Genomic DNA, 12,938 nt, shown 5'->3' with positions numbered 1-12,938 from the left:
ACTGCCGTTATTATCGGTAGTCTGTTTTTTTATGAATAATTTGCAGAAATAAAAAGTCGGAATATTTGTAATAAAAAGATATCGTTTGCTATACTTTATATAGAGCCAATGCCCCAAGATTGTAACCTCATAAATGAAAGCGATTACAATTATTTAAGGAGGTTTTACGATGCAGTATGAAGCACCGAATACACAAGGAGCAGTCGTGAATTTTAAAGAAAGGTATGGCAATTTCATCGGCGGTGAATGGAAGGAACCTGTCGGTGGAGAGTATTTCGATAACGTAAGCCCAGTAACGGGAGAAGTTTTTTGTCAGATCGCCCGCTCGTCAAAGGATGATGTCGAGCTGGCATTGGATGCTGCTCATGCTGCCAAGAGCAGCTGGGGGAAAACCTCCCCTGCAGAGCGGGCAGTGATACTGAATAAAATAGCGGACAGAATGGAAGATAATTTAGAGAAACTGGCTGTCGCCGAAACGTGGGATAACGGAAAAGCGGTCAGAGAAACCCTCGCAGCAGATATTCCACTTGCGATTGACCACTTTCGTTACTTCGCAGGTGTTATCCGTGCACAGGAAGGCAGTCTCAGCCAACTTGATGATGATACGGTTGCTTACCATTTCCACGAGCCACTAGGGGTGGTTGGACAGATTATTCCATGGAACTTTCCGATATTGATGGCAACGTGGAAGCTTGCACCAGCGCTTGCGGCCGGAAATGCAGTCGTTTTAAAACCAGCAGAACAAACCCCCGCATCGATTCATGTCTTGATGGAATTGATCCACGATTTGCTTCCACCTGGAGTGGTAAACATCGTTAACGGTTTCGGAGTGGAAACAGGAAAACCATTGGCATCCAGCAGCAGGATAGCCAAAATCGCCTTTACAGGTGAAACGACAACTGGCCGTTTGATCATGCAATACGCTTCAGAAAACATCATTCCAGTTACATTAGAGTTAGGCGGGAAGAGCCCGAACATCTTTTTTAAGGATGTAATGGATGCGGACGATTCCTTCTTGAATAAGTCAATTGAAGGATTTACGATGTTTGCGCTCAATCAGGGAGAAGTCTGTACGTGCCCATCCCGTGCCCTGGTACATGAGTCGATTTACGAACCGTTTATGGAACGGGCGATCAAACGGGTTAAAGAGATTAAAATCGGTCATCCGCTGGATACGGATACGATGATGGGGGCACAAGCGTCCTTAGAACAAATGGAGAAGATCACTTCTTATCTTGATATTGGAAAGCAGGAAGGAGCAGAGGTGCTTGTCGGCGGAAATAAAAACAGTATGTCTGGGGAGCTAGCCAAGGGCTACTATGTCGAGCCAACAATCTTTAAAGGAAGTAACGAAATGAGGATTTTCCAGGAAGAAATCTTCGGGCCGGTTCTGTCGGTCACTACATTCAAAGATGACGAGGAAGCCCTTAAAATCGCCAATGATACGTTGTATGGATTAGGTGCAGGTGTCTGGTCCCGGAATATTAATACGGCTTACCGATTTGGCCGTGAAATCGAAGCGGGGCGGGTATGGACCAATTGCTACCACCAATATCCTGCCCATGCAGCCTTCGGAGGGTATAAAAAGTCTGGTATCGGTCGTGAAAACCATCGGATGATGCTGGATCATTACCAACAGACGAAAAACCTGCTCGTAAGTTATAGTACTGATCCAGCGGGCTTGTTCTAATCCTCGAATGACTGCTTAGGAAGGAGTGGAAGCATGATCGAAAAGGTTACGGCAACTGCGGAAGCAGCTGATTTGATCGAACGCTTGAAAAAACGTCATGGTCCACTGATGTTTCATCAATCGGGAGGCTGCTGTGATGGCAGTTCTCCCATGTGCTTTCCCCGCGATGAGTTCCGTGTCGGCAGCTCGGATGTACGGCTTGGGGTAATTGAAGATACACCGTTTTATATTTCAAAGGATCAATATGAGTATTGGAAACATACTCAATTGATTATTGATGTTGTAGACGGGAGGGGAGGCATGTTTTCCTTGGAAGGACCGGAAGGAAAACGGTTTTTAACCCGGTCACGAGTGTTTACAGAGAAAGAACGAAAACAACTTGAAGAAGAAGTTTGACCAGAAAGGCTGTACAATAGCATAGCGGTCAAAGCAAGAACCGAATGATCATTCGAAATCCTTAGCATTCAAACTCATTCGGTATTTCTTTTTAGAAAAATGAGGTGCACACGCTGATACTAGTAAGATTTCACCCTATGGATGATGTCAAGAAGTAGATAATCCGTCTCCTGGAAACAATGCTCCTCTGTTTTAGGAGCTAATAGTATAAGGCGGAACCAACAACAAGCTTTTGCGATAACTCCCACTATGTTGGCCGCCTTCTTCTTAACATCTCAAGTAAGGGTTTCACTCTAGCTGAATTTTTTCATTTGAGAAACCGATTTCCTATCATCTATAAAAAAATGGTAAAAATTCTGAAAAAATTCTTGCTTTTGCCCAGATAACATAATATACTCAATTTAGAAAGCGTTTACATATAGTTTTCGAGGAAACCTATATGTATTTTTTACGACATTTTAAGAAACCGGTTTCCTTTATTCCATTCTTTTTCGGTTTCTAAGTAAATGGAGGTGGATTTAAGTTCGTTTCTTGGTTACATGTAGAAGCCATATCAAAAAAACGGGGGTAAAAGTAATGAAAAAACTGTTTTACATGGTGGCATTTCTTTCACTGGTTTTAGCACTGGCAGGATGTAGTGACGACAGTAAAGCTTCAGAGGATGGCGGCTCAGGGAAGAGCGATGGCAAAGTGGAACTGGATTTTTGGGTATTCGGAAGTGCGGGGTATGATGTATTGGTAGATGAATACATGCAAGAAAATCCTGACGTGAAAATCAATCTTAATGAGGGAGAAATGTCTGACGTTCATAATAACTTGTTCACTTCCCTCTCTGCCGGCAGCGGAGCGCCGGATATCACCATGATTGAAGTTAGTGAAATCGCCAAGTTCATGCAGGCGAAAGATCAGTTTTACAACTTGAACGATTATGGTGCAAAAGATGTGGAGGACAAATACTTGGATTGGAAATGGCAGCAGGCCCAAAGTGTCGATGGAGAATTTCAATTAGGCCTTCCAACCGATATCGGTCCGACCACCATGTTTTATCGAACCGATGTAATGGAGGAAGCGGGTTTGCCGACAGACCCTCAAGAATTGTCGGCAGAAATCAGTGACTGGGACGCTTATTATGAAGCAGCAAAACAAATCAAGGAAAAAACCGGGAAGCCAATTACCGACAGTCCTGAATTAATGTTCTCCGCTTTACGCGACCAGGCTCCAGAGCAATATTTCAATGAGGACGATGAACTGATTATTGAATCTTCTCCCTATGTGAAAGAAGCCTACGATTATACGACAAAGTTAATCGAAGAAGGATTGGTCGGACAAAACGCTCTGTGGACTCCTGAATGGGGAAGTGCGATGGCAGATGGCAGCTATGCTACGTTGATCGGCGCTCCTGCCTGGATGATTGCCAATGTAAAAGGAAATGCTCCAGACGCAGGAGGTAAATGGTCCTTAACAACGATTCCGGAAGGCGCAGGAAATTGGGGCGGATCTTTCATGGCGATCCCGAAAGAATCCAATCATCCGGAAGAAGCCTATGCTTTTATTGAATGGCTTTTATCACCAGAAAATCAATTGAAATCATTCCAAAATAACGGCCTGTTCCCTTCAGCTCCTGAAGTGTATGAAGATGAGGAATTTTTAGCGACAACAGATGAATACTTCAGCGGTGCGGAGACAGCCAAAACGTTTGCGGAAGCTGCAAAGTCTGTTAAACCGATTTATATGGGCGTCAATTACTCGATCGTTCAGGATGAATTGATTTTGGCACTGACCAACGTGGCAGTTGAAGGTGCTGATCCACAAAAAGAATGGGATGCAGCAGTTAAACGGATTAAAGATCAATTAGCCAGACAGTAAGGAGCTTCAAACGGTCCGGGGCCAATATTGGCCTGGACCGTTAACCAATGAAAGGGGGATAGTGTTATGGCCCAACCGCAATTACAGCCTCAAACAGAGGCGAAATCAGTTCCGGCAAAGCCTTCGCCCGGAAAAAAGCGCCCTTTCTTTCATCTTAGTGAAAAGAAAAAGGATGCACTATCCGGTTACTTGTATATTTCTCCATTTTATCTACTGTTTGCTGTCTTTGGTCTGTTTCCGATGTTATTCAGCTTTTATCTCGGTTTTCAAAAATGGAACGGACTCGGAGAAATGGAATTTGTCGGTTTGCAAAATTTTCGCTTTGTATTAAGCGACCCGATTTTTTGGAAGTCGTTGTTCAACACGGCGGCAATCGGAATCATCGGCACTCTGCCGCAATTGATTATCGGCATCATCCTTGCCTATGCGTTGAATTCCGCACTGCTTAAGTTCAAGAGCTTTTTCCGCGTTTCGATTTTTATGCCGTACGTCACATCGACAGTTGCCGTAGCTATTGTTTTCGGCGTTATGTTCAACAGCCAGGATTTTGGATTGGTGAACGTCGTGCTCAACTGGCTGGGATTTGATTCTGTCAGCTGGTCCACTTCGGAATGGGGAGTGAAAATAGCCATCTCGACCATGGTCTTCTGGCGCTGGGTCGGATACAATACGATTATTTATCTGGCTGGTTTGCAAGGAATACCGAATGATCTTTATGAAGCAGCCAAGATTGACGGTGCCAGTATCCGGCAGCAAATCCAGTATATCACCATTCCAATGCTGAAGCCGATTATCATTTTAACTGTCTTTTTATCCACGATCGGTGCCATGCAATTGTTTACCGAACCATTGGTGTTCCTGGGCAGAAGCTTTAGAGAAGAAGGGATTACCGTTGTGTTGTATCTGTATCGCGAAGCATTTTCCAATATGGCCTTCGGCACGGCCTCTGCAACAGCGATTATTTTGTTCTTCATCATCATTGTATTATCCAGCATTAATGTATTCTTTACCAATCGGATTGGAAGATAGGAGTGTGGCAGATGAGTAAAACCATAGGAAAAACGAGAAAAGTGTCCATTTCCAAGTTGTTCGTCTATTTATTGCTGCTGATAGCTGCCATTCTGTCTGTCTTCCCGTTTTATTGGATGTTCGTGATGGCAGCGAACCATAATAGTGCTATTAACGCTGTACCGCCGGCATTCATTCCTGGTAAACAGCTGGTGGAAAACTTTCAAAATGTGTTAAGTAATATCGACTTTTTTGGGGCTATGTGGAATTCATTGGTTGTGGCGTCCGTGACGACGGCAGGAGTGTTGATTCTTTGCTCTCTGGCAGGGTTTGCTTTTGCGAAATTCCAATTCAAAGGAAAAAACCTGCTGTTTATTTTTTTGCTAGTGACAATGATGGTCCCGCCGCAGCTTGGCTTAATCCCGCAATATTACATTATCACCAAGCTTGATTGGGTAAACGACTTAAAAGCAATCATTGTACCCGGTATGATTGATGCATTCGGCATCTTTTGGATGAGACAGTACATTAGCAGCAATGTGCCGGATGAGTTGATCGATGCGGCAAAAATCGATGGCTGCTCCAATTTTCGCATCTACTGGAACATTGCCGTCCCGGTAATAATCCCGGCTTTTGCAACCTTGGCGATTATCAAGTTTATGTATATGTGGAATGACTTTCTATGGCCGCTCGTCGTCCTGCGTGAAGAGTCCTCTTATACCATTCAGATTGCATTGCGGAATTTGATTGATAATTATGTGCGGGACAACGGCATGATTTTATCAGGAACATTTTGGGCTACGGTTCCGTTGATTATTATCTTCCTGCTATTCAACAGGATGTTCATTCAGAGCTTGACACAAGGAGCGGTAAAAAGCTAAAACAATAGTATATCAATAAGACTGAGGGATCCCTATGAAGCTGACAATCAAAGATATTGCCAAGATGGCAGGTGTATCGCCTGGAACCGTGTCTAAAATCATTAACGATACCGGCAGCATTGGCTGGAAAACAAAAGAAAAGGTTTTGAAAATAATCGAAGAAACCGGCTATCAACCTAGTTTTTCAGCCAAATCGCTGGCTACGAAAAAATCGAATCTGATCGGTTTGATTTATGCCGGGGAAATCGATGTCGATTTCAATCACCCTTTTTTCAATCAAGTGATCAATGCATTCCGCAAGACCATCGGCCAGATGGGTTACGATATTTTGGTGTTCTCGAACAATCAATTCAGTAAAAGCAGCCAGGATTATCTGGCAAGATGCAAGCATTTCCAGCTGGATGGTTGCTTGATCGTGGCCGGGGACTATATCGAAGATTCTATTTACGAATTGGATCAGAGTTCTGTCCCTTGTTTGGGAGTGGATATCGAGATGACAGGACCGTCCTCCAGCTATGTGACAACGGACAATAGCAAAGTTTCGGCAAAAGTGGTGGAATATTTTTATTTGCACTCCCTAAAAGAGGTAGCGTTTATCGGCGGGCCTGAGGATTCGGTGATTTCTGATATTCGTAAACAGGGCTTTTTGCACAGCATGAATCAACTTGGAATGACCGTCAAACCAGAGTGGATTCAATATGGAAATTATTTTGAAGAAAGCGGTTATCATGCGATGAAGGAAATTCTTAAGAACCGGCCATACCCGCAGGCCGTCTTTGCTGCTTCAGATATGATGGCGTTAGGGGCGATGAAGGCAATAAAGGATGCCGGCTTGAGCATTCCTGTCGATATAAAGCTGATAGGGTGCGACGATATTGAAGCGTGCCGGTACAGTGACCCGGCATTGAGTACGGTGAAACAGGATAAGGACAAAATGGGCAGGCTGGCTGCTTATATGCTGAATGATTTGATCAATGGCAATACCGAACCGAGTTCGATATTGGTAGACCCCGAGCTGGTGATCCGGGAATCGTCAGCGGTTGATACAAAAAAACTTTCTATTTAAAGGGTGGCAGAGATGGCCATGCAGCGAACGCAAAGTATTTTTAACCGAATCATGGATATTTTCACCCATTTTTTATTATTGAATGTTATGTGGCTTGTTTGTTGTCTGCCGGTAATCACGATTTTTCCGGCAACAACGGCCATGTTTGCCGTTGTCCGGCAATGGCATTTAAAAGGGATCGACTCCGGCGTCTTCCAAATTTACATAAGTAAATTCAGAGAGAATTTCAGAAAGAGCTTTGTTATTGGACTTCTCTGGCTGGCCGGAGGAGCGATTCTCTATTTCGATGCTTCGATTCTCCTAATCTATTCTTTTCCGGGAAGCAGCATCCTTTTTACCATGACGATGTTTTTGGCGATTTTGTATGGCATTACCATGCCCAACCTGTTTCTCATGCTGGTAAATTATGAATTAACCATCCTGCATGCTATGAAAAATGCTTTATTGCTTTCAATCAGCAAAATATTGCATACGCTTTCTTATGCAACCATCCTTGTAGCTGGAGTGGCAATCGTCTACTATTTCCCGTTTTTTCTGTTCATCATCGGCAGTCTGCTAGCGTTCATTATGTATCATATCTTTGACAAGCTAACCATCCAGATCAAAAACCAAACAACAAACAAAGAGAGACCAAATGACAATATTATTGGGGACAGTCCCCCACTGAAGTAACACTGCGTCGCGGTGGAGTGGTAGCGTGTTGGGGGACTGTCCCTCCTATTAGTAGGGAAGGGAGAGGTTTTATGGCGATTATTGAGTTTGGGGAGGATTTTCGTTGGGGTGTGGCAACGGCTGCTTATCAAATTGAAGGAGGCGTTACGGAAGGCGGAAGAGGTCCGTCCATTTGGGATACGTTTTCCCACACGCCTGGAAAGGTACTTAACGGAGATAATGGCGATGTTGCCTGTGACAGTTATCATCGATTTGACGAAGATATCCGACTAATGAAGGAGCTAGGGGTAGATGTGTATCGCTTTTCGGTATCCTGGCCAAGGATTTTTCCGAACGGTAAGGGAGAAGTAAACCAGGAAGGGCTGGATTATTATCATCGCCTGGTCGATGAACTGCTGGCCAATGGAATCGAGCCAATGTGTACGCTTTACCATTGGGATTTGCCACAGGCCCTGCAGGATAGAGGCGGCTGGAATAACCGGGAGACGGTGGAAGCATTTGTTGCTTATGCCGAGTTGATGTTCCGGGAATTCTCGGGAAAAATCCATTCATGGTTAACAATCAATGAACCTTGGTGTGTCTCTTTTTTATCCAATTATATCGGTGCTCATGCTCCCGGGAACCAGGATCTCGGACTGGCGGTCACTATTTCCCATCACTTGTTGCTTGCCCACGGCAAAGCGGTAGCTAAGTTTCGCGAAATGAAAACGGGTGGGAAGATTGGTTTTGCCCCCAATGTTACCTGGCTGGAAGCCTATAGTAGCAGCGGGGAAGACATGGAAGCCTGCCGTAGGGGGATGGGGTGGATGATCGATTGGTTCCTTGATCCAGTATTTAACGGAAAATATCCGGCGTTCATGGTTGAATGGTTTGCGGACCATGGTGCAACACTTGCCATTGAAGAAGGAGACATGGAGTGGATCCAACAGCCAGTGGACTTTATCGGTATCAACTATTACGAGTCAAACGTCGCCAGGCATAACAAGGATAGTGGTATGCTTCAGGTAGAGGGAATCGATATGGGCTACAAAAAAACCGACATTGGCTGGTATATCAATGCAGAAGGTTTTTATAAAGTACTGACCTTTATAGCTGATAAGTACGGAAACATCCCTATCTATATTACGGAAAATGGGATTTGTATCAATGACGGAGTGGAAAAAGGGACAGTCGATGATCAGCGCAGGATTGACTACTTAAAGGCCCATGTCACGGCTGTGGCGCGGAGTATAAAATCGGGCGTCAATCTAAAAGGATATATTACTTGGTCACTCCTCGACAACTTTGAATGGGCAGAAGGCTATAGCAAACGCTTCGGTCTCGTCCATGTCAACTACCGCACGCTGGAGCGTACAAAAAAAGAGAGCTTTTACTGGTATCAAAAACTGGTGAATAATCATTGGTTGGAGGTATAACTTTATCGGCTGCTGTCCTGACAGGATGGCAGCCTTTTTTTAAAACGACCTGGCCCTCACTGTCACCCCTGTAAAAAAACTGTAATAATCTGGTTCAAGCCTAGTATGGACAGGGTTCTGGCACGCCTTCTTATCCTTACCGCTTGCAATGGTAAAGAAAACCATGTATAAAGGGGGAAGAATATTTATGAAATGAGGCATGAACAAATGAAGAAACTCACACTTTTAATGATGGCGCTCTTTGTAAGTTTGTTGGCGGCGTGCAGTGATGACGAGGATAGTGCCCAGGAGAATGATCAAAATGCCGAACAGCAACAAGCGCAAGAGGAACTAGCTAAGCAGCAGCAGGAACAGCAGGAGCAAATGGAGGCTCAGAAAGTGGAAGAGGATAAACTTGTCGCCGTGGTTAATGGGGAAGAAATCAAAGGCGACGCCTTCAATGAAGCACTGCCCCAGACATTTTCCACTTTGATGCGAAGCGGCCAGGATACAAGTGATGAGGAACTGGTAAAACAGCAAACAATTGATATGCTGGTCAACCAGGAATTAGTCATGCAGGAAATAGATAAGCAGGAAATAGAAGCGCCTGAGGAGCAGGTGGATCAGTCGCTGGAACAATATAAATCTCAGTTCGAAGATGATGAACAGTATCAAGCTTCCTTAGAGGAAAATGGTAACACAGAAGAGGGTCTGCGTCAGTCTCTTGCTCAGGAAGTGAAAATGCAGGTTTACTTGCAAAACGAAATTTCCGAGCCGGAAGTAACCGACGATGAAGCGAAAGAATATTATGATCAACTTGCCAGTCAGCAGGAAGATATTCAAGATTATGAAGAAGTAAAAGATAAGATTAAAGAATTGTTGGTACAGCAAAAGCAGAATGAGGAAATCAGCGAATTGCTTGCTCAATTAAAAGAAAACAGCGAAGTAGAAACGAAAATATAATAGAGGATATTCAACCCCTCCCCTGATGAACAGGCGAGGGGTTTTTCACTAGTTCTTTCAGGTGTTGTATTGTTACAGCCCTCCAACCGTGTATTCCAGTTACGTTATTTCCTCTAATTCTATATGGAGTGGTGCGAAGGATGCCCGACATTGACCGGCGCTATAATCAAGGGGTACCCTGACTACTTCATACCCATTGTGAAAGTAGGAGTCGAAGCCGGAATCGTCGATAATATCGCCTTTACCCAACGAAAGTTGATTCCACTATTTCCATTATCATCTCCTGCGTATTAGTTGCCTTAAGCCCCTTGTTAGAAGAGAAAAAATAACACTCATGGCATGGCAGCGTCTTTCTTTCTTAATAGCATTATAAAAGAAATCCTTCTTTTCGCAATTGGGCATGAATCTTTTGGGCAAACCCTGGTGCTTGCGGACTGTCGCCATGGATACAGATGGTATCTGCTATAATCGGGATGCTTTTGCCGCTCACCGTTGTGACGGTCTGGGATTTGAGCATTTGCATTACTTGATCGATGGCCCGGTTCTCATCCGTGATCAAAGCATTTGCCTCACTTCTCGGTGTCAAGCTGCCATCCTCCTGATAGGTACGGTCGGCAAACACTTCATGGGCAACATGCAGTCCTGCTTTTTTACCTGCTTCTGCCAGTGCGCTGCCTGACAAAGCGAAAAGTGTTAAGCGTGAATCGAAGTCAAAAACTGCTTGGGCAATTGACTCAGCAATCGAGTGATCCTTTGCGGCCATGTTGTATAAAGCGCCGTGTGGTTTTACATGGGAAAGACTACTGCCGGCAGCTTTAACAAAACCTGATAATGCACCGGTTTGGTAGATGATCAGTTGATAAGCTTCATCTGGTGTAATCTGCATCGAGCGACGGCCAAAGCCAATCAGGTCGGGAAGAGCCGGGTGGGCCCCGATGTTCACCTCGTAATCGATACAAAGACGGACGGTTTTGGCCATTGTTGCAGGGTCTCCGGCATGGTAACCGCAAGCGATATTTGCGGAGGTAATCGCTTGGATTACCTCCTGATCATTTCCAATCGTGTATGCACCAAAGCTTTCCCCCATATCGCAATTAATGTCGGCCGACTTCATGTTTCCAACTCCCCCCATTTTATATCAGAATTGCTTTTTAACATAGCTAACTGGCGAACTGTATTCTCCCATACCTGCAGGGCATTTTCTAATGTTGTCATTTGAAAAACAATTGGCTGACCCGGTCTTATTTGGCTTAAAGCTGGCAAGTCGCTTTGGATGACTTGTCCGATTTTGGGGTATCCGCCTGTCGGCTGACTTTCTGCCATTAAAATGATTGGCTGGCCGTCAGGCGGGACTTGAATGGTACCGAACCCTGCTACTTCTGTGACCAAATCTCCTTCTATTTGAATTTTCAGCGGAGTTCCCTGCAGACGATACCCCATGCGATTGGATTGTGGGGTAGATGTATAGGCAGTTGAAGTAAAATCGGACAACGATTGTCTGGTAAACCAATGATATTGTCTGCCTTCTAAAAAACGGATCGTAGTCTGCTTGCCAGAGATATAGTCAAATAGCTTCGGACTCAGCCTCCATGAAACCGAAGTTGCCTTCGTGGGAAACTGAAAGGGAATGGTATCCCCTGCTTTTAGCTTCCCATGAAAGCTGCCGCCTAATTGGTCTTTTAGGGAAGCGCTTTTGGAACCGAGGAAATCGGGCACATTGAAGCCCCCTTTAACTGCCAGATAACAGTGAAGGCCTCTTCGGGCTGTCCGGAGTTGCAGGGTATCCGCATTTTTGATGGAAACAGGCTTTCCGAGCTGTATGGGCTTGCCATTGATTTTTGCTGCCATATCAGCGCCTGCCAGGGCAATTACTGTATCGGCCTCAAACGTTATACTCGGCCCGACATAGCTCATTTCCAAAACCGCTTGATTTGGGTCGTTATTGACGGCTATATTGGCCAATGCAGCTGCCCTTCTATCCATCGCCCCACTTACGGAAAATCCTGCTGACTGATAGCCATATCGCCCAGTATCCTGAATCGATGTTTGTAAGCCTTCCTCGATAATTCTTAACGCCATTATGATTCCTCCTGCCTCAGGTACTCCTGTTTGCTTATCGCATGAAATCGGACTTTGTCTCCTGGTTGCAGCAATGCCGGACTCCGATCATTCAAGTGTAAAAGCTGCCGCGGGGTACGACCTATGATCTGCCAGCCACCGGGAATATCGATAGGATAAACACCTGTCTGCCGGCCGGCGATTCCGACAGATCCTGCCGGGGTTTCACGGCGTGGCGACTGTTTTCTCGGAGTGGCAATGGTCGAATCCAATCCTCCCAGAAAAGGGAAACCGGGTGCAAATCCGATAAAGTAAACGTGATAAACCTGAGTTGTATGCCTTTCGATCACTTCTTCTGGGGATAGGCCGTTATGGTTAGCAACTTCCGTAATATCAAGAGCGAATTCCGGGTCATAGCAGACAGGCAGCTCTATTGTTTTTGTTTCCAGCTTGTCTGTTTTCAAGGTGTGGGCGGCATGTTCGATCCTCGTGCACGTATGGTGATAGGGATTGGAACTGTCAGCAGCCAGGGGATCGTAATAGACGGTCAGTGTTGTGTAAGCAGGAACCACTTCGATAAAACCAGGAAAGGGTTCCGCGTTTAAGGCTGCGGTTAACTGGTGGATGTACATATTTTTCTCCACAGAGATTGGCTCTCCAAAATCAATTAATATTGCTGATTCACTCAGTGGGAAAAAAGACAACTTCTTTTGAATAGATTCCATACGAGTCACCTTCTTTTTACATGTCTTTTTCCTAGTTTAACGCAAGCGGGGAGGGGAGGTTAAGGAAGATGCCTTGGCGATAAAGATAAAAAGAGACTGTCCCATAAAACTCGGGGACAGTCCCTTCCTAGTAATTAAGTGATAATTTACCGGCTGGGCAGTCGGTTTCCTCCTGCATATTCAATCTTTTCTCTGGTTCTCATAAGGGAATGCCATGAA

13 protein-coding genes are annotated in these 12,938 nt (G+C 44.9%); 10 read left to right on the top strand and 3 right to left on the bottom strand.

What is annotated here, in order from left to right; all coding sequences use genetic code 11:
• Positions 1–169 precede the first annotated feature (169 nt).
• From adh to ERJ70_RS14865, 10 genes are all read left to right on the top strand, one after another.
• Complete coding sequence (gene adh, locus ERJ70_RS14910) at positions 170–1,690, top strand: aldehyde dehydrogenase (protein ID WP_209365596.1); 1,521 nt, start codon at positions 170–172, stop codon at positions 1,688–1,690.
• 33 nt (positions 1,691–1,723) lie between these two features.
• Complete coding sequence (locus ERJ70_RS14905; RefSeq protein ID WP_209365595.1) at positions 1,724–2,086, top strand: DUF779 domain-containing protein; 363 nt, start codon at positions 1,724–1,726, stop codon at positions 2,084–2,086.
• A 576-nt stretch (positions 2,087–2,662) separates the two neighbouring features.
• Positions 2,663–3,952, top strand: a complete 1,290-nt coding sequence (locus tag ERJ70_RS14900) for an ABC transporter substrate-binding protein (RefSeq protein WP_209365594.1) — start codon at positions 2,663–2,665, stop codon at positions 3,950–3,952.
• Positions 3,953–4,018: 66 nt separating this feature from the next.
• Positions 4,019–4,981: a carbohydrate ABC transporter permease gene (locus ERJ70_RS14895; protein ID WP_209365593.1), complete on the top strand. Its 963-nt coding sequence runs from the start codon at positions 4,019–4,021 to the stop codon at positions 4,979–4,981.
• Positions 4,982–4,992: 11 nt separating this feature from the next.
• Complete coding sequence (locus tag ERJ70_RS14890) at positions 4,993–5,841, top strand: carbohydrate ABC transporter permease (RefSeq protein WP_209365592.1); 849 nt, start codon at positions 4,993–4,995, stop codon at positions 5,839–5,841.
• Between the two features lie 34 nt (positions 5,842–5,875).
• Positions 5,876–6,907: a LacI family DNA-binding transcriptional regulator gene (locus tag ERJ70_RS14885; RefSeq protein ID WP_209365591.1), complete on the top strand. Its 1,032-nt coding sequence runs from the start codon at positions 5,876–5,878 to the stop codon at positions 6,905–6,907.
• A gap of 12 nt (positions 6,908–6,919) precedes the next feature.
• Positions 6,920–7,579 (top strand): YesL family protein, encoded by a 660-nt coding sequence (locus ERJ70_RS14880; RefSeq protein ID WP_209365590.1) that lies wholly within the window; start codon positions 6,920–6,922, stop codon positions 7,577–7,579.
• Between the two features lie 71 nt (positions 7,580–7,650).
• Positions 7,651–8,994: a GH1 family beta-glucosidase gene (locus ERJ70_RS14875; protein ID WP_209365589.1), complete on the top strand. Its 1,344-nt coding sequence runs from the start codon at positions 7,651–7,653 to the stop codon at positions 8,992–8,994.
• Between the two features lie 207 nt (positions 8,995–9,201).
• Entirely contained in the window at positions 9,202–9,936 is a 735-nt protein-coding gene (locus tag ERJ70_RS14870) for a SurA N-terminal domain-containing protein (RefSeq protein WP_209365588.1), read from the top strand.
• A 150-nt stretch (positions 9,937–10,086) separates the two neighbouring features.
• Positions 10,087–10,230 carry a hypothetical protein gene (locus ERJ70_RS14865; RefSeq protein WP_209365587.1) on the top strand — a complete coding sequence of 48 codons (144 nt, stop codon included), beginning with the start codon at positions 10,087–10,089 and terminating at the stop codon, positions 10,228–10,230.
• A gap of 73 nt (positions 10,231–10,303) precedes the next feature.
• Here the strand turns inward: ERJ70_RS14865 and ERJ70_RS14860 are convergent, their stop codons facing one another.
• The 3 genes from ERJ70_RS14860 to pxpB are packed head-to-tail and all read right to left on the bottom strand — an operon-like array spanning position 10,304 to position 12,719.
• Positions 10,304–11,050 carry a 5-oxoprolinase subunit PxpA gene (locus tag ERJ70_RS14860; RefSeq protein ID WP_209365586.1) on the bottom strand — a complete coding sequence of 249 codons (747 nt, stop codon included), beginning with the start codon at positions 11,048–11,050 and terminating at the stop codon, positions 10,304–10,306.
• Positions 11,047–12,015 (bottom strand): 5-oxoprolinase subunit C family protein, encoded by a 969-nt coding sequence (locus ERJ70_RS14855; protein WP_209365585.1) that lies wholly within the window; start codon positions 12,013–12,015, stop codon positions 11,047–11,049. The genes ERJ70_RS14860 and ERJ70_RS14855 overlap by 4 nt, the downstream gene beginning before the upstream one ends.
• Complete coding sequence (pxpB, locus tag ERJ70_RS14850) at positions 12,015–12,719, bottom strand: 5-oxoprolinase subunit PxpB (protein WP_209365584.1); 705 nt, start codon at positions 12,717–12,719, stop codon at positions 12,015–12,017. The genes ERJ70_RS14855 and pxpB overlap by 1 nt, the downstream gene beginning before the upstream one ends.
• Between the last annotated feature and the right edge of the window lie 219 nt (positions 12,720–12,938).

This window comes from Sediminibacillus dalangtanensis, from assembly GCF_017792025.1.
Classification (GTDB): Bacteria; Bacillota; Bacilli; order Bacillales; family Amphibacillaceae; genus Sediminibacillus; species Sediminibacillus dalangtanensis.
This window is presented reverse-complemented; position numbering and strand designations above follow the sequence as displayed.

Excerpts from the sequence above, each read along its gene's own strand:
- adh (WP_209365596.1), top strand. The coding sequence starts at position 170 with ATGCAGTATGAAGCACCGAATACACAAGGAGCAGTCGTGAATTTTAAA.
- ERJ70_RS14905 (WP_209365595.1), top strand. The coding sequence starts at position 1,724 with ATGATCGAAAAGGTTACGGCAACTGCGGAAGCAGCTGATTTGATCGAA.
- ERJ70_RS14900 (WP_209365594.1), top strand. The coding sequence starts at position 2,663 with ATGAAAAAACTGTTTTACATGGTGGCATTTCTTTCACTGGTTTTAGCA.
- ERJ70_RS14895 (WP_209365593.1), top strand. The coding sequence starts at position 4,019 with ATGGCCCAACCGCAATTACAGCCTCAAACAGAGGCGAAATCAGTTCCG.
- ERJ70_RS14890 (WP_209365592.1), top strand. The coding sequence starts at position 4,993 with ATGAGTAAAACCATAGGAAAAACGAGAAAAGTGTCCATTTCCAAGTTG.
- ERJ70_RS14885 (WP_209365591.1), top strand. The coding sequence starts at position 5,876 with ATGAAGCTGACAATCAAAGATATTGCCAAGATGGCAGGTGTATCGCCT.
- ERJ70_RS14880 (WP_209365590.1), top strand. The coding sequence starts at position 6,920 with ATGGCCATGCAGCGAACGCAAAGTATTTTTAACCGAATCATGGATATT.
- ERJ70_RS14875 (WP_209365589.1), top strand. The coding sequence starts at position 7,651 with ATGGCGATTATTGAGTTTGGGGAGGATTTTCGTTGGGGTGTGGCAACG.
- ERJ70_RS14870 (WP_209365588.1), top strand. The coding sequence starts at position 9,202 with ATGAAGAAACTCACACTTTTAATGATGGCGCTCTTTGTAAGTTTGTTG.
- ERJ70_RS14860 (WP_209365586.1), bottom strand. The coding sequence starts at position 11,050 with ATGAAGTCGGCCGACATTAATTGCGATATGGGGGAAAGCTTTGGTGCA.
- ERJ70_RS14855 (WP_209365585.1), bottom strand. The coding sequence starts at position 12,015 with ATGGCGTTAAGAATTATCGAGGAAGGCTTACAAACATCGATTCAGGAT.
- pxpB (WP_209365584.1), bottom strand. The coding sequence starts at position 12,719 with ATGGAATCTATTCAAAAGAAGTTGTCTTTTTTCCCACTGAGTGAATCA.